Raw genomic sequence first — 17,518 nt, 5'->3', positions numbered from 1 at the left:
TCATCGCTGCCCTCGCGGAGCGGCCGACACATCTGGGCACAAGCCCCAGTGGCGTACTAAACGACTCAGGACAACGGCTCAGGACTCCGTGGGATCGCCGGCCAGTCGCACCGTATTGAGGATCTTCATGATCGTCGCCTCCGGAATCTCCTCCTTGACGCCCTTGGCGCTGTAGAGGTTCCAGGCGACGTACTCGCCCGCGGAGTTCTTGAAGCCGAAGGTGATCGCCTTGCCGTCGGAGGCGCACTTGCCCTTCTGGGGCGTGTTCTCCGAATGGGCACGGGCGAGGCTGCCCTTGATGCCCGTCTTCGTGGTGAAGGGCTCCGCCTTCTCGTCGAACTTGAGGCTCTTCTTGTCGGGCTGGGTGTAGCCGCCGAAGACCCACCAGGGCACCTGGTTCACGGCGACCTCGTCGGTGTTCTTCGCGCCGTTCGCCCCCTTGGTGCCGACGGCGCCGAGCGCGGTGTCGTCAGAGTTGCCGTCCCTGTCCTCGTCGTCGGAGCACCACTTCGACTTGTAGTAGGCGGGCGCCGACATGGTGATGAGGGGCTTGCCCTTGTCGTCCTCGAAGGCGATCGCCGAGTCCGGCGACTGCACCTCCCAGTCGGCGGGGACGTCGAACGCGGTGCCCCACTTGGGGTTCACCACGACCTGCCAGCCCTCGACCACCGGCTTCGGGCCGTTGCCCGTGCCGCGCTCGGTGCCGCCGCCGTTCGCCGGGTCGCTGCTCGGCTTCGACGCGGACTTCGAGGGGGACTTGGACGGCTTCGAGTCGGCCTCGTCGTCCTTGTCGCCGCCAAGGACCAGGAAGCCGGTGACACCGGCGGCCACCACGACCGCGACGGCGGCGACGATCGCCACGAGCTTGGTCTTGTTGCTGCCGCCACCGCCACCGCCACCACCGCCGCCGCCGGGCGGCGGCTGCGTGACACCCATCGGCGCGGTCGGAGCGCTCCACTGACCCTGTTGCTGGCCCTGCTGCTGATACCCGGGCTGCTGATACGGGTTCGGTGCCTGGTACCCCGGCTGCTGGTACGGATTCTGGTTCTGCGGGTTCTGCTCGCCCCCGGGCGGCTGCTGTCCTGGCCACATGGCGGGCAACGATACGGGTCTTGACGCGCGGTCAGCACGGCAACCCCAGGTGAGAGGGGCTGCGGCGGGGCGGTTGCTCAGGACTCGGGCCCATTGTCGTATTCGCGCACCGTACTGAGCATCTTCTTGACCGTCGCCTCCGGCACTTCACCGCTCACGCCCCGGGCGCCGAAGAACGACCATGAGACCAACTTCCCCTGGGAGTCCTTGAATCCGAAGGTGGTCGCCTTGCCGTTCGTCCGGCACTTGTCGTCGGCCTTCTTGACGCCGGAGACCGAGGAACTGGCCAGGCTGCCCGTGATGCCGGACTTGGTGGTGTACGACTCCACCGCGCTGGTCCGGATGTTCTTCCGGTCGGGCTGGGAGTACGCGCCGTACACCCATGTCGCCGAGTCCTTCTTGGCGATCTGCTCGGTGCTCTTCGCGCTGCGGTTGCCCTTGCTCCCGGCCTCCGCGAGCGGCCTGTAGTCCTTGGTGCCGTCCCGGTCGGGGTCGCTCGCGCACCACTGCTCCTTGAGCACGGCGGGTGCCGCCATCCCGATCAGGATGCTGTCGGGGTCGTCGGCCTCACCGACGGCTTCGACCCAGTCCTTCGACTTGAGTGCCCACCCCGGGGGCGCGTCGAAGGCGATGCCGCGCTCGGGGTTCACGACCGTCTGCCAGCCGGGGATCGTCGGCTTGGGCCCGCGGTCGTTGCCGCGTGGGTCGGACTTGTCGGATGCGGCGGGACTCGGGGACGCGGAGGCGGACCGCGTCGGGTCCGGCTTAGCCGTGTCGTCCTTGTCGCCGCCCAGGACGAGAAAGGCGGTGACGCCCGCGGCCACCACGACCGCGGCGGCCGCGACGATGGCGACGATCTTGGTCCTGTTGCCGCCCCGGCCGCTGCCGCCGCCGTCGTCGTGCGGGGCCTGCGCCGGGCCGCCGGGGACGGTGGGCGCGTTCCAGGAGGCCGGCTGCTGGTGCCCCTGCTGCTGCCCTTGCTGCTGGTATCCCGGCTGGTGGTAGGGATTCGGCTGCTGATTCGGCCCGCCCCCGGGCTGCTGCTCTCCTGGCCACATGAGCAGCAACGATAGGCGACCGTGATCCACGTCGAGTCAGTTCCTGGCCAAAGAACGCTACTCGTGGGTAACATCGCTGCCATGAGCGCAGACCAGATGTCGATCGGCGAGATGCTCGCCGCCACCGTGCCGATGGCCCGGACCCTGAACCTCGAGTTCCGTGAGACCACGCCCGAGAAGGCCGTGGTCGCCCTGCCCGACCAGGGCGACTACCACAACCACGTCGGCGGGCCGCACGCCGGAGCCATGTTCACGCTGGGCGAGTCGGCGAGCGGTGCCATCGTGCTCGCCGCCTTCGGGGAGCAGCTCTCGCGGGCCGTGCCGCTCGCCGTGCGCGCCGACATCGCGTACAAGAAGCTCGCCATGGGTCCGGTGACCGCCACCGCGACCCTCGGCCGTCCCGCCGCCGATGTGATCGCCGAGCTGGACGCGGGGGAGCGGCCCGAGTTCCCGGTGGCGATCGAGATCCAGCGCGCGGACGGCGCCGTGACCGGCGAGATGACCGTCGTCTGGACGCTGCGGCCCAATAACTGAGTCGCGTCCGGGCGTTCGTTTACGTACGTTCGTCGGGCGAACGGCGTCGCGCCGGTCGGGCACGGGGGTGCCGGCCGGTACGACGCCGTTTCCCGTTCAACTCATTGACACGAGTCATCAGCGGTCGTAGTTTCCTCGCCGCCAGTGGGTCGACATCTGCAGAGGAGTCGCCGCATGAGGAGCTTGAGGAGAACGAGGGCAGCGGGAAGAGGCAGCGGTAGCGGCGGAGGCGGAGACAGCGGCAGGCCGGGGCGGGTGCGGGCCGCAGTGTCCGGCTTCCTCGCCGTCGCCGCGACCGCCGCGGCCGTGCTCACCCCGCAGGCCGCGCAGGCCGGTCAGCCCGCGGGGAGCGACCCGCCGACGAAGGGCGCGACGCTCGTCCGAACGGACGCGGGCTGGTTACGCGGTGAATCCACCGCCGAGGGGCGCCAGTTCCTCGGGATTCCGTACGCGCGCCAGCCGGTCGGCGCGCTGCGGTGGAAGGAGCCACGGGCAGTGAAGCCCTGGCACGGCGTGCGCGGCGCCACCTCCTTCGGCAACCGGTGTGTGCAGAGCGCCAGTTGGGATCCCGGCTATGAGAATCCCAGTCACACCGAGGACTGCCTCGACCTGAACGTCTACGCCCCCGATGGCGCCGACCGGCGCCAACGCCCCGTCATGGTCTGGCTGCACGGCGGCGGGCTGACCGCGGGAGCGGGCGAGGACGTCGTCCCGGACGCCTTCGCCCGGCGCACCGGCACCGTGGTCGTGACCGTCAACTACCGCCTCGGAGCGATGGGTTTCCTCGCCGGAGAGGGCCTCGACGGTGAGGCGTCCGATCGCGTCTCGGGCAACTACGGCCTGCTCGACCAGCAGGCGGCCCTGCGCTGGGTGCGCGCCAACATCGGCTCGTTCGGCGGCGACCGGCACCGCGTCACCATCGCGGGAGAGTCCGCGGGCGGCCGCTCCGTCTGCACCCTGCTCGCCTCGCCCACCGCAGAGGGCCTCTTCCGCGCGGGCATCGTGGAGAGCGGCGCGTACGGCGACTGCGCGGCCCGTGAGCAGAAAGAAGCCGGTGCGCAGGGCGCGGCGTTCGCGAAGAAGGCGGGCTGCCCCGACCCGGCGACCGCCCTCGCCTGTCTGCGGAAGAAGTCCTCAGCGGAGATCCTCGCGGCGCAGGCCGGCTTCGACTGGGGCCCGGTCGTCGGCGGCGACTTCCTGCCGGTGCAGCCGGAGGAGGCGTACGCGCGGGGGAGCGCGTCGGACGTGCCCGTGCTGAACGGGGCCAACAGCGACGAAGGGCGGCTCTTCGCCTACGCCCAGTTCGACGGGCAGGGCAGACCGCTCACCGCCGAGCAGTACCCCGGCGCGCTCACCCAGGCGTACGGCGAAGAGCTGGGAGCCAAGGTCCTCAAGCGCTATCCGGTGTCCGAGCACGCCTCGCCGACGCACGCCTACGCCGCCTCGCTCGGGGACCGGATGTTCGCCTGCACCGCGCTGCGCATGAACAAGGCGCTCGCGGACCGCGGGCCCGTCTACGCCTATGAGTTCGCGGACCGCACGTCGCCGCCCTTCGCGTCGATCCGTGAGGCCGGCAAGACCTTCGATTTCGGGGCGACCCATGTGAATGAAGTGCAGTACCTCTTCAAGCACTTCGGGCTCGCGTCGCCGCTCAATGCCGAGCAGCAGTCGCTGGCCCGGCAGATGGTCCAGTACTGGGGCTCCTTCATCCACGGCGGGCCGCCGAGCGCCGACGGCCAGCCCGCAGCGCCCGATCAGCGCACGCGGCCCGGCCAGGTGCTCTCGCTGCGCACCGCCTCCGCGGGCGGCAACACGGTGAGCACGACACTGGCCGACGATCACCGGTGTGACCTGTGGGACTCCGCTCCGGCCGACGCCGGGTGAGCGGGTAGGCTGCCCGGCGTGCGCGAGCCAGGGGGGACCGCGCACGCCGGGTACAGGCACACCAGCACAGGAGGAACCGGCGTTGCACGTCCAGGAATGGCTGGAGACCGTACCGGCCGTCAGTATCTACGCGCTGGTGGGCGTGATCATCGGTCTGGAGAGCCTGGGCATCCCGCTGCCGGGTGAGATCGTCCTCGTATCCGCAGCGCTGCTCTCCTCGCAGCACGGCGAGCTCAACCCGGTGATCCTCGGGATCTGCGCCACCGCGGGCGCGATCATCGGCGACTCCATCGGATACGCGATCGGCCGCAAGGGCGGCCGGCCACTCCTCGCGTGGCTCGAAGGGAAATTCCCCAAGCACTTCGGCGCCGCGAACATCGCCACCGCCGAGCGGTCCTTCCAGAAGTGGGGCATGTGGGCGGTCTTCTTCGGCCGCTTCGTCGCCCTGCTGAGGATCTTCGCCGGGCCGCTCGCGGGCGTCCTGCGCATGCCGTACTGGAAGTTTCTCGTCGCCAACGTCCTGGGCGGCATCGTCTGGGCGGGCGGCACCACCGCCGTCATCTACTACATCGGCGTGGTCGCGGAGGACTGGCTCAAGCGGTTCTCGTACTTCGGCCTTGCCATCGCCGTCCTGATCGGCGTCGGTTCCATGCTGTTCGTCAAGCGCCGCGCCAAGAAGTCCGCGGAGCGCGCCGAGGCCGAGGCCGGGAGTGGCGTGCAGGCGGCCGAGCCGGTGCCCGTCCCGGCCGCCGACTGACGTCAGCCCGCGTGGGCGTCCTTGTGGGCCTTGGCCAGCTCGACGTACATCGTGCCGTTGAGGGTGATGCCCGCGCGCTCCTCGTCGGTGAGGGGCCTGCGCACCTTGGCGGGCACGCCCGCGACGAGCGAGCCTGGCGGCACGACCATCCCCTGCGGGACGAGTGCCTGCGCCGCGACCAGTGAACCGGCGCCGATCACCGCGCCGTTGAGGACCGTGGCGCCCATCCCGATGAGGCAGTCGTCCTCGACGGTGCAGCCGTGCAGGACGGCGTTGTGGCCGACCGAGACCCGCTCGCCGATGGTCATCGGGAAGCCCAGGTCGACGTGGAGGCTGCAGTTGTCCTGGATGTTGCTGTCGGCGCCGACGACGATCGGCCCGCCGTCGGCGCGGAGCACCGCCCCGTACCAGGTGCTCGCACCGGCGTGCAGGGTCACCTCGCCGATGACGACGGAGGTGGGCGCGGTGAAGGCGTCCTGATCGATCTTCGGGTGCTTGCCGCCGATCCCGGTGATGAGTGCCTCGTGGCCCATCGGATGTCTCCATTCGTACGTGTCTCGCGCCTGGCGGAACCGTACGGGACGACGGCGGGCGCGCCGCCGTGTGGGGTGAAGATCACAGGGGTCCGGGCCCACGCGTGGGCCCGTGGCTGAGTAACGTGAGCCCGTGCCGAAGAACAGGAACACGTTCTCATCCGCGGTCGCCGACTGGCGGCGCCGCGCGGCCCAGCGCGCCGTTCACGCGGGCTGGGCGTGGGTGCAGCGGACAGGCGCGGTCACCGCGCGGCGGCCGGGGCGGCTGCGGTTCGGCGCGCTCGGCGAGAACACGAAGCTCGCTTTCCCGCAGGGGACCGTCTTCGGTGAGCCGTGGATCCGCATCGGGGACCACTGCATCATCGGCGAGCAGGTCACGCTGACCGCCGGGATGATGCCCGATCTGGACCTCGGCCCCGACCCGATCCTGCGCATCGGCAACGGCGTCGTGCTCGGCCGCGGCAGCCATGTCATCGCCGACACGGCGGTGACGATCGGCGACGACTGCTACTTCGGGCCCAGCGTGTACGTGACGTCGACGAACCACTCGTACGACGATCCGCACACGCCCATCGGGAAGCAGTGGCCCCGTATGGAGCCGGTCGAGATCGGGCCCGGCTGCTGGATCGGCACGAATGCCGTGATCCTGCCGGGGGCGCGGATCGGGCGGAATGTTGTGGTGGCTGCGGGGGCCGTTGTCCGGGGTGACGTCCCCGACCATGCGGTGGTTGCCGGCGCGCCGGCGCGGGTCGTGCGGACGTGGGATCCCGAAGCGGGGTGGCAGCCGCCGTTGCGTACGCCTGCGCCGGTTCCTATTCCGGATGGGGTTACGCCGGAACAGTTGCTTGCCCTGGGGGAATTGGGGGAGGGGTAGTTCCGGCTTCCCTCGTCTGCGGGTTCGTTGGGGCTTGTCGCGCCCACGCGGCGGAGCCGCAAATGTCACAGCCCCGCGCCCCTTTCAGGGGCGCTTTCAGCTCGCCAGTAGGACCGTGCCCACCAAGGCCAGGCCTGCGCCTGCTGCTTGCACTCCGCGCAGGCGTTCCTTCAGGACCGAGCGTGCCGCCAGTGCTGTGATCACCGGGTAGATCGAGGAGAGTACCGCCGCCACCGTGATCGGGCCGTTCTGGGCGGCTGTCGAGTACGTTCCGTTGGCCGCCACATCCGCCAGGCCGACGAAGGCCAGTGCCGGGAGCGACGCCCAGATCACGCCCATGCCTGTGCCCTCGGGGAGTGCGACGCCGCCGCGCTTCACCGAGACGAACAGGGCCGCGCCGCCCGCCGCCACGTTGGTCACGCGCTGCACGAACAGGGCGAGGAACAGGCCGGTCATGGTGCTCGACGCCTCGGAGATGAGGGCCATCACCGCGCCGAATCCGAAGGCCGCGAGCAGGGTCAGCAGGACCGCCTGCCGCTGTACGGGCGCGCCGCGCAGCTCGGGCCCGCCCGCGAGCATGATGCCTACGACAGCGACGGCGATCCCGGCGAACTGCGGCACCCCGGGCCGCTCGCCCAGGAAGAGCCCGACGCCCACCGGTACGACGACGCCCAGGGAGCCGAGCGGCGAGACGACGCCCATCGGGCCGAGGGCGAGCGCCTTGTAGAAGGAGAGCATCGCGACCGGGCCGACGAGCCCCGCGCCCACCGCGAACCACAGTTGCGGGCCCCACTCCGTGAAGCCGCCGGTCGCGATCACGATCGCGCCGAGGACGATCACGGCGATGGCCTGCGAGGCGACGACGACCGTGAGTGCGGGGATGCGTCGGGTCAGCAGTCCGCCGCCGAAGTCGGCGAGGCCCCACAGGAGGCTGGTGGCCAGGGCGAACAGTGCTGTCATCGATGATCCTCGCAGTACAGTGTGGTGAACCCTTAGGTGCACCACACCGTAGTGCAGCATCGTGAACTCTGTCATCCAATATATTGGACGGAATGTGTCGGACCTCGACCAGCTCACCCAGTCGCTCGCCCGCAACCTCAAGCGCTGGCGCACCGAACGCGGCTTCACGCTCGACGCGCTCGCGGCCCGCGCGGGCGTCAGTCGCGGCATGATCATCCAGATCGAGCAGGCAAGGACCAACCCCAGCGTGGGCATCACGGTGAAGCTCGCCGACGCCCTAGGCGTCAGCATCACCACGCTCCTCGACTACGAACAGGGCTCGCACGTGCGGCTCGTGCCGCCGGAGCAGGCGGTGCGGATGTGGTCCACGGAGGCGGGCAGCAGCACGACGCTGCTCGTCGGGACGGAGGCGCGCGGCCCCTTCGAACTGTGGGCCTGGAAGCTGATGCCCGGTGAGGGCAGCGACTCCGACGCGCATCCGCCGGGGACCATCGAGCTGCTTCATGTCTCGGCGGGCGAGCTGACGCTCGTCGTGGACGGGGCGGAGCATGCCGTCGCCGCCGGGTCGGCCGCGACGTTCGAGGCCAACGTCCCGCACGGCTACCACAACAAGGGCGCAGAGCCGGTCGAGATGACCATGTCGGTGTCCGTGCCGCCCGCGCACGCCGCCTCCTACTGAGTGCCGCGGCGGGACGGTGCCCGCACCCTGAGACGGCCGAGTCGCCGCGTATGCGGCGCTGTTAGCGTGCGGGCATGCGTGCACCCATGGGAGATTTCGACGCCGTCCGTCCGGCCGCCGAGGCCCTCGACCTCCTGGTGACCCCCGTCGCCGACGCCGTGCGCGGCTGGGGCGGGGACGTCCCCGCCGAGCAGCTGATCCACGTCGACACCGACCCGCAGTGGGCCGACACCGCCACCTTCGTGGAGCACTACGGCCAAGACATCCTGGAGCAGTCCGCGAACTGCGTGGTCGTCGCCGGCAAGCGCGGCGGCGAGTCCACGCTCGCCGCCTGTCTCGTCCTCTCCTCGACCCGCGTCGACGTGAACGGCGTCGTGCGCCGCCAACTCGGCGCCCGCAAGGCCTCGTTCGCGCCGATGGACACGGCGACCGGCGAGACCGGCATGGAGTACGGCGGCATCACCCCGATCGGCCTGCCCGCCCACTGGCAGCTCCTGGTGGACGCGGCCGTCGTCGACCTGCCGTACGTCCTGATCGGCAGCGGCAGCCGCCGGGGCAAGCTCATCGTGCCGGGCAAGGTGTTCGTCGGGCTGCCGAACGCGGTCGTCCTCGAAGGGCTCGGCGTCGCCTGACCCGGCTCAGGGGCAGACACCTGCTGCACGCAGCCGGGCGATGTCGTCCGGGCCGCGGCCCAGCTCGGAGAGGATCGACTCGGTGTGCTCGCCCGCTGCCGGTACGGGATCCATGCGCGGGCTCACGCCGCTCAGATGCGCGGGCGGCAGCAGGGCCTGCACGGGCGAGGACGTGCCGGGCACGGCGACCTCCCGCCAGCGGTCGCGCTCGCCGAGGGCGGGGTGGTCCAGGAACTCGGTCACTGAATTCACTCCTGCATTCGCGATGCTGGCCTGGTCGAGCAGCTCCATCGCCTCCTCGCTGCCGAGCTCGGCGAAGCGTACGGAGATGATCGCGTCGAGCTCGTCGCGGTGCGCCACACGGTCGGAGCCGGTGGCGAACCTGGGGTCGTCGGTCAGCTCGGGGCGGCCGATGACCCGCTCGCACAGGGCCGCCCACTCGCGTTCGTTCTGCACGGAGAGCAGTACGTCCTTGCCGTCGGACGCGGTGAAGGGGCCGTACGGCGCGACCGTCGCGTGCCGGGCGCCGACCCGCGGCGGCTGCGTGCCGCCGTAGCGCGTGTAGTACGCGGGCTGGCTCATCCACTCGGCCAGTGCGTCGAAGAGGGAGACCTCGACGGCCGGGGCGCGCCCTGTCGTCGCCCGGGTGAACAGCGCGGACAGGACACCGCTGTAGGCGTACATGCCGCCCGCGATGTCGGCCACCGAGATGCCGGCCCGCACCGCCTCGTCGGGCGTGCCGGTCAGCGAGAGCAGGCCCGTCTGGCACTGCACGAGCAGGTCGTACGCCTTGCGGTCCGCCCAGGAGCCGCTCGTGCCGTAACCGCTGACCGTGCAGGGGATCAGCGACGGGTAACGGGCCTGGAGCTCTTCGGCGCCGAGCCCGAGCCGGTCGGCCGCGCCCGGGGCGAGGTTCTGCACGAACACATCGGCGCCCGCGAGCAGCTCGTGCAGGATCTCCAGGCCCTCGTCGGACTTGAGATCCAGGGTGAGGGACTCCTTGGAGCGGTTGAGCCAGACGAAATAGCTGGCCTGGCCGTGCACCGTGGTGTCGTAGCGGCGCGCGAAGTCTCCGCCGCCGGGGCGCTCCACCTTGATGACGCGGGCGCCGAGATCGGCCAGCTGGCGGGTGGCGAAGGGCGCGGCCACGGCCTGCTCAAGGCTGACCACGGTGATGCCCGCCAGGGGGAGCGGGCCGGGTGTCTGTCGTGCGGTCGCCATGACTGCCTCTCGTTCGGCGCGTGCGGGGGCCTGCGTAGGTGAGTCTGTACGGTCGCGGTCACGTTCCCGACACCGGCCGGTGGCCCGGCGGCCGGTTCATTGAACGCGACGGTCGATTGTGTGAAAAGACCGGGTCAGGGGTTTGCGGGCGTCGTTCATCTGTTGCTCATGAGGGTCCTGACCACCGGCCTCGCGGCCATCGTGCGCAGTTCAGCCGGCGCAAGGACCGTGCGGGCATGCCCTCGACACCGCTTGCTTCGGCCGCCGCCTCGACGCCCGCCGCCCCCGGCGCCGTCACCGGCTCGTACGTCACCTCCATCGCCGACTCCGAGAGCCAGATAAGGGCCGCGCAGCGCCTGCGGTACCGCGTCTTCGGCGAGGAGATGGGCGCCACCCTCCACACACCCCTGCCCGGCCACGACGTGGACGACTACGACGACCTCGTCGACCACCTGATCGTCACCGACACCACCACGGACGAGGTGGTCGGCACCTACCGCCTGCTGCCGCCCGGACGGTCCGAGCGGTCCTACTCCGACGGCGAGTTCGATCTGCGCGCACTCGCGGACCTCCGCTCGTCCACGATCGAGGCCGGGCGCTCCTGCGTGCACCCGGATCACCGCTCCGGCGCGGTGATCAACCTGATGTGGTCCGCGCTCGCCCGCTACGTCCTGCTCTCCGGTCACCGCTATCTGGCCGGCTGCGCGTCCGTGCCGCTGTCCGACGGCGGGAAGGCCGCCTCCAGCGCCTGGCTGCTCGGCACGTCCAAGCACGCGTCGCCGCCCGAGCTCCGGGTGCACCCCCGGCGGCCCTGGACACCCGCCGAGCCGACCGTGGAGCGCCCCACCTACGCCGACCTTCCCCCGCTGCTTCGGGGCTACCTCCGGCTCGGCGCCTGGATGTGCGGGGCGCCGACGCACGACCCCGAGTTCGATGTCGCCGACTTCTTCGTCCTGCTCGACATGGAACGGCTCAGCGACCGCCACCGCCGCTACTTCCTGAGGGAGACGCCATGAGCTCCTGGGCCCCGGCGAGTCTGTGCACCCCGGCCTGCGCCACCCGGTCGGCGCCGCCGGTGCCGCCGGTTCCGCCGGGCGAAGTGGCCCGCCGGTACGCCGCGTTGGCGTACGAGATCGGCAAGGGCGCGGCGCAGGGCGGCCGCCTCGCCGAGCCCGGCGCGCTGCGGGCGCGGGCCAGGGGCGTGCTCGCCGCGCTCGGCGTACGGCCGGCGGCGGACCTCGACCGGCTGACCGTCGGCGGCGGCCCCACCGGCACCCTGATCGTCGCCAACCACATCTCCTGGCTCGACGTCGTCGCCCTGCTCGCCGTGGAGCCGGTGACGGTCCTCGCCAAGCGGGAGGTGGGCCGGTGGCCGGTCGTCGGCACGCTCGCCCGGCGCGCCGGGACGCAGTTCATCGACCGTGACGGCGTGCGTCAACTGCCGCACTCCGTCGCCGAGTTGGCGGCGACCCTGCGCTCGGGACGCTCGGTCGCCGTCTTTCCCCAGGCGACGACCTGGTGCTCCGTGTCCGGCGGCCGGTTCCGCCGGGCCACCTTCCAGGCGGCCGCCGACGCGGGCGCCCCCGTACGCCCTGTCACCATCCGCTACGAACAGGACGGGACCCCCAGCACCGCCGCCGCCTTCCTCGGCGACGAGACCTTCGCGGCCTCGCTGCACCGGGTCGCCCGCGCGGGCGGCCTGACCGTGCGGATCACCGGGCACGCGCCGCTGCACGGCACCGATCGGCGCGCGCTGGCCACCGAGGCGCAAGCAGTCATCAACGCCCGGGAGTTGGCCGCCCACGGGTGAGCCGTCACCACCCGGTATGCAGCAGGTGGTTGAGCAGCAGGGCCAGCAGGGCCTGTGCGGCCAGCCAGAAGCGCTGGGTGCGCGCGGGCAGGAACGCCGCCGCGGCGAGCAGCCAGGCCGCGAACGGCAGCCAGATGCGTTCCGTCTCCGCCTTGCTCATCCCGGAGAGATCGGCGGCGGCAAGGGCGAGCAGCGCGGCGACGACGAGCAGGGCGAGCCGGTCGATGGCCGTGTCCCCTCGCGTACGCAGCCGACGGCGGACGGCGCCCGGCGCCCGGGTCACGGTCCTGCCGAGCCCCGCGACCGTGGCGAGGCCGACGACAAGGACCGTGCAGGCGAGGTTGGCCCAGACCCAGTAGCCGTACGGACGGATGCCGCCCGCTCCCTGGTAGTAGCGCTCCACCAACAGCCGGTACGCCTCCCACCAGTCGAAGCCCAGCAGGGTGAACACCAGCGGCACGACCGCCGCCCCGGCCAGGAACAGGGGCAGCGGGCGCGCGGTCCTGGCGAGCAGCAGCACCGCGGCGGCGACCACCGCGAACAGCGTCAGGCCGTAGCTGAGGTAGCAGAGCAGCCCGAACAGCAGGCCCGAGCCGAGGGCGGCGGCCGCCGGGAAGCGGGCCGTGCGGGTCGCGGCGAGCGCGAGCAGGGCGATCGTCCACGCGGCGACCGCGGCGAAGTAGCCGTCCGCCGACGTGCCCATCCACACCGCGGCCGGTGCCAGGACCAGGAAGGGCGCGGCCCGGCGTGCGCTCGCCTCGTCGGTCAGGGCGCGCACGGTGACCAGCACGGCCGCCGCGACGGACGCGCCGAGCGTGATGCACCAGACGCCTGCCCAACCACCGCCCCCCAGGCCGATGCGGTCGAGGACGACGAAGGTGAGCGTGGCGCCGGGCGGATGTCCCGCCGTGTGCGGGGGCCAGTGGTCCGGAGCGTCGATCAGGATGTGCCGGGTGAAGTCCCGCAGCGCGGCGGGGATGTCGTCGAAGCGGTCGATCACCTGGAGGTACTCGTACTTGGTGGTCAGCCGCCGGGCGATGCCCTGATGCCAGCCGTCGACGAGTGCGAGGGACCAGATCCAGGCCATGGACGCGCCCCAGCTGCCGAGGACCAGCGCACGCCACGGCAGGCGTGCGGCGAGCGCAGGGCCGTAGGCGACGGTCGCGGCGGCCACCGCGAGCGCGGCCGGGGTGCCCGGGCCGATGTGCGGGGACCATTTGGCGTACAGCGGGGGCCAGTTGACGTGCAGGGTGCCGTACTCGTCTTCCATGTACGTGCCGACGGCGACGGCCAGGGCGACGAGCAGTACGCCGCCCCCGGCGGTGAGCAGATCGCGGCGCGGCGGGGTGGCGCGTCTTTCTCGGGGGATCACCTCTGCACGCTAGGCCGGGATGCCCCGGTCAGGGGCGCTGGACGGGGCGGTGTCATCGATCTGTCAGATCTTGCGCCGCGGTACCGCAGGGCTGCACCGCTGCCTTGCGCCGTCAGAGTTTCGTCATGAGTCGCGGGCCCGTCCGGGCAGGTCGCGCGGCTTACCGTCGGCTCAGAGCGGTGGATCCCGCCTCCGCTCATGACCGCCGAGGACGCATCATGGGCGACACGACACGGACCAGGACACCCACCGGATCCCCGGGACCGCCGGGCTTCTGGCGCAGCCCGCTGCGGGGCACCTGGTTCACCTCCGTACTGGGCGCCGTCCTGCTCGTCGGGATCCCGCTGCTCTTCGTGACCGGCCTGCTCTCGTACGCCGCGTACAACCCGAACCTGTCGCCGGTGAACGACAAGACCCCGGACAAGGGCCTGCTCGGCTTCTATCTCTTCTCCTGGCCGACCGATCCGCACTGGCTCTACCGCCTCAACCAGGGTCTGCACGTCACCGTCGGCATCGCGCTCATCCCGGTGCTGCTCGCCAAGCTGTGGTCGGTGATCCCGAAGCTGTTCGAGCTGCCGCCGGTGCGGTCGGTCGGGCACGCTCTCGAGCGGCTCTCGCTGCTGCTCCTGGTGGGCGGTGCGCTGTTCGAGTTCGCCACCGGGGTGCTCAACGTCCAGTTGGAGTACCTCTTCCCGGGTTCCTTCTATCCGCTGCACTTCTACGGCGCCTGGGTGTTCTTCGGCGCTTTCGTGGCGCACGCCGCGCTGAAGCTGCCGCGGGCGGTGCGCACGCTGCGGGAGCGCGGGCTGCGCGAGCAGCTGCGTACGCACGACAAGCCGTCGGAGGCGTCGACGATGTCCCGGCGGGGTGCGCTCGGCCTGGTCGGCGGGGGTTCGCTGCTGCTGCTCGCGACGTCGGCGGGGCAGAACTTCGACGGCGCGGCGCGGCGCACGGCGCTCCTTGCGCCGCACGGGGGCGGTGAACCGGGGACGGGGCCGAACGGCTTCCAGATCAACAAGTCGGCCGCGGCGGTGGGGATCAGATCGGCCGACACGGGGCTGTCGTGGCGCCTGGTCGTCAGCGGCCGCGGTCGCGAAGTGAGCCTGAACCGGGACGACTTGCTGGCGATGGCCCAGCACAGCGCGGCGCTGCCCATCGCGTGCGTGGAGGGCTGGTCGACCTCCGACCAGTGGTGGCGCGGGGTCCGGCTGCGGGACCTGGCGGCGCTCGTCGGGTACGAGGACAGGGCGACGGTGCCCGGAGTGTTCGTCGATTCGCTCCAGCGGCGCGGCGCGTTCCGCCAGGCGGCCCTGCGCGACAACCAGGTCCGCGACCCGCGCTCGCTGCTCGCGCTCCGGGTGAACGGCGAGGACCTGTCGCCCGACCACGGCTATCCGGCACGGATCATCGTCCCGGCGGCGCCCGGTGTGCTGAACACCAAATGGGTGGCACGCCTGACCTTCGGGGAGCTGTGATGACGGGCGCCACGCTCCAGGACCGCTTCCGCCGCTTGTACGGCGAGAGCCCGCTCCAACTGCTCCTGCTGCTCGCCTCGTTCGCCCTCGCGGGATACGCGGGCGTGCGGCTCCTCGCGGACGACTGGCTCGCGGTCGCGGCCTGGTTCGTCGGTGCGGCGCTCCTGCACGACCTGGTGCTGCTTCCGCTGTACGCGATCGCCGACCGGGCCGTGCAGCGGGCGCTCGGCGGGCGCCGCCGGGACCTGGTCAACTTCATCCGGGTCCCCGCGGCGCTGTCCGGACTGCTCCTGCTGGTGTGGTTCCCGCTGATCGCCCGGACGGTGCCGCGCTACGAGTCCGCCACGGGCCTGCCGGCCGGGGTGTTCCTGACCCGCTGGCTCCTGGTGACGGCGGCGCTCTTCGCGGGTTCCGCGCTCTGGCTGCTGCTGCGGGCGCTGCGTACGTCGCGTCGTCGGCGCAGTGCGACGAAGGAGCGGCCGCCGACGCTCCACTGATCTGCCGGGCGCAAGGCCGTCGGGCGGGCGTGGCGCAGCAGCGCCGGGGTGCCGAGCCGGGCCCAGGGGAAGGTCTCCCCGGCCGCGCTCCGGCCCCGGCCGTCGTCCACGCGGACCTGGACCCGCTCGTCGACGTCCACCGGCGCGGTCTCCGCGATGAGGAGCCCGCCGGGGGCGAGCAGCCGGGCGGTCCTCGCGAGCAGCGCGCCGGGGTCGCCGCCGATGCCGACGTTGCCGTCGATGAGCAGAGCCGTGCCCCAACTCCCCTCGTCCGGAAGGGAGTCGAAGACGGAGCGGCGCAGGGCCGTGCCGCCGAGGCGGCGGGTGTGGGCGACGGCCGCCTCGCTGATGTCGATGCCGAGGGCGCGGTGGCCGAGGGCGGTCAGCGCGGCGACCAGGCGGCCGGGCCCGCAGCCGATGTCGAGCACCGCGCCCGTGCAGCGGCGCAGCGCGGAGAGGTCCGCCGCGTCGGCGGCCGCACACCAGCGTTCGACCTCGAGGGGCAGCAGCCAGCCGTCGGTGCGCCGCAGGAACAGCGGGCCGTGGCCGTTGCGCAGGGCGTCGGCGTACGGGTCGGCGCTCCACGCCACCGCGGTGCTCATCGGCGGCCGGCCGGAGTGAGGCGGGCGAGGGCATCGGCGAAACGGCTGTCCGGCGCGTCGGCGGCGACCAGCGAAGCGTCCTCTGCGGTGTCGACGTCACGGAGCACCGGCAGGTCGCGCACCCGCAGGCCGGCCGCGGTGAGGCGGTCCCGCTGGGCCGCGCCCGTGGTGGGCGTCGACATGGGGACGCCGCGCAGCAGCTCCGGGTCGGGCTCGGCCAGGCCGAGCGCCCAGAAGCCGCCGTCCACGGCCGGGCCGAACCAGGCGTCGGTGTCCCGCCAGGCGCCCGGGCCCAGGGCGGGGGCGAGCAGCGCGGGGGTCACCTGCGGGGTGTCCATGCCGATCAGGAGCGCGGGCCCGGCACACCCCGCGAAGGCCGCGGCGAGCCGCTCGTCAAGGCCGCCCACGCACTGCGGTACGACGTCGAACCCGCCCGGCAGCCACGGCCCCGCGTCCCCGGCAAGCACCAGGACGCGCCGCCGTGCGGGCGCCGCGAGCACGGCATCCAGGGTGTCGCACAGCGCGGCCTCGGCGAGGCGGGCGGCTTCCTGGGGCGTGTAAGGCGGGGTGAGGCGGGTCTTCACGCGGCCGGGGATGGGCTGCTTGGCGATGACCAGGAGGGTGGTGGTTCCCCGCCCGGGGTCGGACGGCCGCTTCGGGTGATGCCTCATCGCGCGTCCCCCGTCCCGTGCGCGGCCGCCGTCCCCGGATGAGGAGCGGCCACCGGACGCTCGGCGAGCACGCCCCGCATGTCGCGGACCGCGTGCCACGTGCCGCGCCAGGTGCCGGTGACCTTGGACTTGCCGGTGCGCGGCAGATACGGCACGTCCCGCTCCTCGATCCGCCAGCCCGCGTCGGCGGCCCGTACGACCATCTGCAGCGGGTAGCCGCTGCGGCGGTCGGTGAGGGCGAGGGCCAGGAGGGCCTCGCGCCGGGCCGCCCGCATCGGGCCAAGGTCGTGCAGGCGGACTCCGGTGCGCCGGTGCAGCATCCGGGCCAGTACGGCGTTGCCGACACGGGCGTGCGGCGGCCATGCGCCCCGGCTCCGGGGGCGGCGCCTGCCAAGCACCAAGTCGGCGCGGCCCGCGTCGACTTGACGTACGAAAGGTTCGAGCAGGCCCGGATCGAGCGAGGCGTCGCAGTCGCAGAAGCAGACGACGTCCGCGGTGGCGGCCATGAGACCGGCGTGGCAGGCGGCGCCGAAGCCACGGCGCGGCTCGTGCACGACGGTCGCGCCGAGCGAGCGGGCGATCTCCGCCGAGCCGTCGGTGGAGCCGTTGTCCACGACGATCGCGCGCCAGCCCGCGGGGATCCGCCGCAGCACCCAGGGCAGGGCGGCGGCCTCGTCGAGACAGGGCAGCACGATGTCGGCCCGCGGGGCCGGTGGGCCCGGCGGGTCTTCGGGGGAGTGGGAGGAGTGCGTCACGCCCTTCACCCTACGGAGAGAAATGGGGCATATCAGACTTCAGGTTCTTACGAAACGGGGACGTCGGCCAGTGCGGCGGGCCGGGACGCGGCACTCGCCCGAGCGCGGTGCG

Annotated in this window: 18 protein-coding genes; 9 read left to right on the top strand and 9 right to left on the bottom strand. The window is 72.2% G+C overall.

Annotation, left to right across the window (positions count from 1 at the left end; genetic code table 11):
- Positions 1 to 78: 78 nt before the first annotated feature.
- Complete coding sequence (locus AB0G47_RS20175; protein ID WP_360771510.1) at positions 79 to 1,092, bottom strand: hypothetical protein; 1,014 nt, start codon at positions 1,090 to 1,092, stop codon at positions 79 to 81.
- A 77-nt stretch (positions 1,093 to 1,169) separates the two neighbouring features.
- Positions 1,170 to 2,150 (bottom strand): hypothetical protein, encoded by a 981-nt coding sequence (locus AB0G47_RS20170; protein WP_360771507.1) that lies wholly within the window; start codon positions 2,148 to 2,150, stop codon positions 1,170 to 1,172.
- Positions 2,151 to 2,231: 81 nt separating this feature from the next.
- On the opposite strand from AB0G47_RS20170, the gene AB0G47_RS20165 reads away from it, so the two are divergent.
- From AB0G47_RS20165 to AB0G47_RS20155, 3 genes are all read left to right on the top strand, one after another.
- The gene (locus AB0G47_RS20165; protein WP_360771504.1) at positions 2,232 to 2,684 is read left to right on the top strand and encodes a DUF4442 domain-containing protein; all 453 of its coding nucleotides are present in this window, start codon (positions 2,232 to 2,234) and stop codon (positions 2,682 to 2,684) included.
- A gap of 255 nt (positions 2,685 to 2,939) precedes the next feature.
- Complete coding sequence (locus AB0G47_RS20160; RefSeq protein WP_360771501.1) at positions 2,940 to 4,568, top strand: carboxylesterase family protein; 1,629 nt, start codon at positions 2,940 to 2,942, stop codon at positions 4,566 to 4,568.
- Between the two features lie 82 nt (positions 4,569 to 4,650).
- Positions 4,651 to 5,325, top strand: coding sequence for a DedA family protein (locus AB0G47_RS20155; protein ID WP_360771498.1), 675 nt, complete (start codon positions 4,651 to 4,653; stop codon positions 5,323 to 5,325).
- Between the two features lie 2 nt (positions 5,326 to 5,327).
- Here the strand turns inward: AB0G47_RS20155 and AB0G47_RS20150 are convergent, their stop codons facing one another.
- On the bottom strand, positions 5,328 to 5,858 hold the full coding sequence (locus AB0G47_RS20150) for a gamma carbonic anhydrase family protein (RefSeq protein ID WP_360771495.1): 531 nt from the start codon (positions 5,856 to 5,858) through the stop codon (positions 5,328 to 5,330).
- Positions 5,859 to 5,991: 133 nt separating this feature from the next.
- Here AB0G47_RS20150 and AB0G47_RS20145 point away from each other — a divergent pair, with 133 nt between their 5' ends.
- Positions 5,992 to 6,732 (top strand): acyltransferase, encoded by a 741-nt coding sequence (locus AB0G47_RS20145; RefSeq protein ID WP_360771492.1) that lies wholly within the window; start codon positions 5,992 to 5,994, stop codon positions 6,730 to 6,732.
- Positions 6,733 to 6,828: 96 nt separating this feature from the next.
- Here the strand turns inward: AB0G47_RS20145 and AB0G47_RS20140 are convergent, their stop codons facing one another.
- Positions 6,829 to 7,692: a DMT family transporter gene (locus AB0G47_RS20140; protein WP_360771489.1), complete on the bottom strand. Its 864-nt coding sequence runs from the start codon at positions 7,690 to 7,692 to the stop codon at positions 6,829 to 6,831.
- Positions 7,693 to 7,786: 94 nt separating this feature from the next.
- Here AB0G47_RS20140 and AB0G47_RS20135 point away from each other — a divergent pair, with 94 nt between their 5' ends.
- Positions 7,787 to 8,371, top strand: coding sequence for an XRE family transcriptional regulator (locus tag AB0G47_RS20135; protein WP_360771486.1), 585 nt, complete (start codon positions 7,787 to 7,789; stop codon positions 8,369 to 8,371).
- A gap of 74 nt (positions 8,372 to 8,445) precedes the next feature.
- Positions 8,446 to 9,003, top strand: coding sequence for a YbaK/EbsC family protein (locus AB0G47_RS20130; protein ID WP_360771483.1), 558 nt, complete (start codon positions 8,446 to 8,448; stop codon positions 9,001 to 9,003).
- Positions 9,004 to 9,009: 6 nt separating this feature from the next.
- On the opposite strand, the gene AB0G47_RS20125 is transcribed toward AB0G47_RS20130, so the two are convergent.
- Positions 9,010 to 10,224, bottom strand: coding sequence for a CaiB/BaiF CoA-transferase family protein (locus AB0G47_RS20125; RefSeq protein ID WP_360771480.1), 1,215 nt, complete (start codon positions 10,222 to 10,224; stop codon positions 9,010 to 9,012).
- 236 nt (positions 10,225 to 10,460) lie between these two features.
- On the opposite strand from AB0G47_RS20125, the gene AB0G47_RS20120 reads away from it, so the two are divergent.
- Positions 10,461 to 11,240 (top strand): GNAT family N-acyltransferase, encoded by a 780-nt coding sequence (locus AB0G47_RS20120; RefSeq protein WP_360771477.1) that lies wholly within the window; start codon positions 10,461 to 10,463, stop codon positions 11,238 to 11,240.
- Positions 11,237 to 12,034 (top strand): lysophospholipid acyltransferase family protein, encoded by a 798-nt coding sequence (locus AB0G47_RS20115; RefSeq protein WP_360771474.1) that lies wholly within the window; start codon positions 11,237 to 11,239, stop codon positions 12,032 to 12,034. The genes AB0G47_RS20120 and AB0G47_RS20115 overlap by 4 nt, the downstream gene beginning before the upstream one ends.
- Before the next feature lie 4 nt (positions 12,035 to 12,038).
- Here the strand turns inward: AB0G47_RS20115 and AB0G47_RS20110 are convergent, their stop codons facing one another.
- A complete protein-coding gene (locus AB0G47_RS20110; protein WP_360771705.1) occupies positions 12,039 to 13,403 on the bottom strand; it encodes a hypothetical protein in 1,365 nt (454 codons plus the stop codon).
- A 221-nt stretch (positions 13,404 to 13,624) separates the two neighbouring features.
- Between AB0G47_RS20110 and AB0G47_RS20105 the strand changes: the two genes are divergently transcribed.
- On the top strand, positions 13,625 to 14,881 hold the full coding sequence (locus tag AB0G47_RS20105) for a molybdopterin-dependent oxidoreductase (RefSeq protein ID WP_360771471.1): 1,257 nt from the start codon (positions 13,625 to 13,627) through the stop codon (positions 14,879 to 14,881).
- A 331-nt stretch (positions 14,882 to 15,212) separates the two neighbouring features.
- Here AB0G47_RS20105 and AB0G47_RS20100 read toward each other — a convergent pair whose 3' ends face one another.
- The 3 genes from AB0G47_RS20100 to AB0G47_RS20090 are packed head-to-tail and all read right to left on the bottom strand — an operon-like array spanning position 15,213 to position 17,406.
- Complete coding sequence (locus AB0G47_RS20100; protein ID WP_360771468.1) at positions 15,213 to 15,980, bottom strand: class I SAM-dependent methyltransferase; 768 nt, start codon at positions 15,978 to 15,980, stop codon at positions 15,213 to 15,215.
- A complete protein-coding gene (locus AB0G47_RS20095; RefSeq protein ID WP_360771465.1) occupies positions 15,977 to 16,651 on the bottom strand; it encodes a DUF2064 domain-containing protein in 675 nt (224 codons plus the stop codon). Before AB0G47_RS20095 ends, AB0G47_RS20100 begins: the two co-directional genes overlap by 4 nt.
- Entirely contained in the window at positions 16,648 to 17,406 is a 759-nt protein-coding gene (locus AB0G47_RS20090; protein WP_360771462.1) for a glycosyltransferase family 2 protein, read from the bottom strand. Before AB0G47_RS20090 ends, AB0G47_RS20095 begins: the two co-directional genes overlap by 4 nt.
- Positions 17,407 to 17,518: the final 112 nt, after the last annotated feature.

The sequence above is a fragment of the Streptomyces sp. NPDC021622 genome (assembly GCF_040640795.1).
GTDB lineage: Bacteria > Actinomycetota > Actinomycetes > Streptomycetales > Streptomycetaceae > Streptomyces.
The sequence above is the reverse complement of the archived record's forward strand: the minus strand, read 5'-3'. Positions and strand labels throughout refer to the sequence as shown.

What these genes read in the sequence shown, in the direction of transcription:
- AB0G47_RS20175 (WP_360771510.1), bottom strand. Translation starts at nt 1,092, where the DNA reads ATGTGGCCAGGACAGCAGCCGCCCGGGGGCGAGCAGAACCCGCAGAAC.
- AB0G47_RS20170 (WP_360771507.1), bottom strand. Translation starts at nt 2,150, where the DNA reads ATGTGGCCAGGAGAGCAGCAGCCCGGGGGCGGGCCGAATCAGCAGCCG.
- AB0G47_RS20165 (WP_360771504.1), top strand. Translation starts at nt 2,232, where the DNA reads ATGAGCGCAGACCAGATGTCGATCGGCGAGATGCTCGCCGCCACCGTG.
- AB0G47_RS20150 (WP_360771495.1), bottom strand. Translation starts at nt 5,858, where the DNA reads ATGGGCCACGAGGCACTCATCACCGGGATCGGCGGCAAGCACCCGAAG.
- AB0G47_RS20140 (WP_360771489.1), bottom strand. Translation starts at nt 7,692, where the DNA reads ATGACAGCACTGTTCGCCCTGGCCACCAGCCTCCTGTGGGGCCTCGCC.
- AB0G47_RS20130 (WP_360771483.1), top strand. Translation starts at nt 8,446, where the DNA reads ATGCGTGCACCCATGGGAGATTTCGACGCCGTCCGTCCGGCCGCCGAG.
- AB0G47_RS20125 (WP_360771480.1), bottom strand. Translation starts at nt 10,224, where the DNA reads ATGGCGACCGCACGACAGACACCCGGCCCGCTCCCCCTGGCGGGCATC.
- AB0G47_RS20120 (WP_360771477.1), top strand. Translation starts at nt 10,461, where the DNA reads ATGCCCTCGACACCGCTTGCTTCGGCCGCCGCCTCGACGCCCGCCGCC.
- AB0G47_RS20115 (WP_360771474.1), top strand. Translation starts at nt 11,237, where the DNA reads ATGAGCTCCTGGGCCCCGGCGAGTCTGTGCACCCCGGCCTGCGCCACC.
- AB0G47_RS20105 (WP_360771471.1), top strand. Translation starts at nt 13,625, where the DNA reads ATGGGCGACACGACACGGACCAGGACACCCACCGGATCCCCGGGACCG.
- AB0G47_RS20100 (WP_360771468.1), bottom strand. Translation starts at nt 15,980, where the DNA reads ATGAGCACCGCGGTGGCGTGGAGCGCCGACCCGTACGCCGACGCCCTG.
- AB0G47_RS20095 (WP_360771465.1), bottom strand. Translation starts at nt 16,651, where the DNA reads ATGAGGCATCACCCGAAGCGGCCGTCCGACCCCGGGCGGGGAACCACC.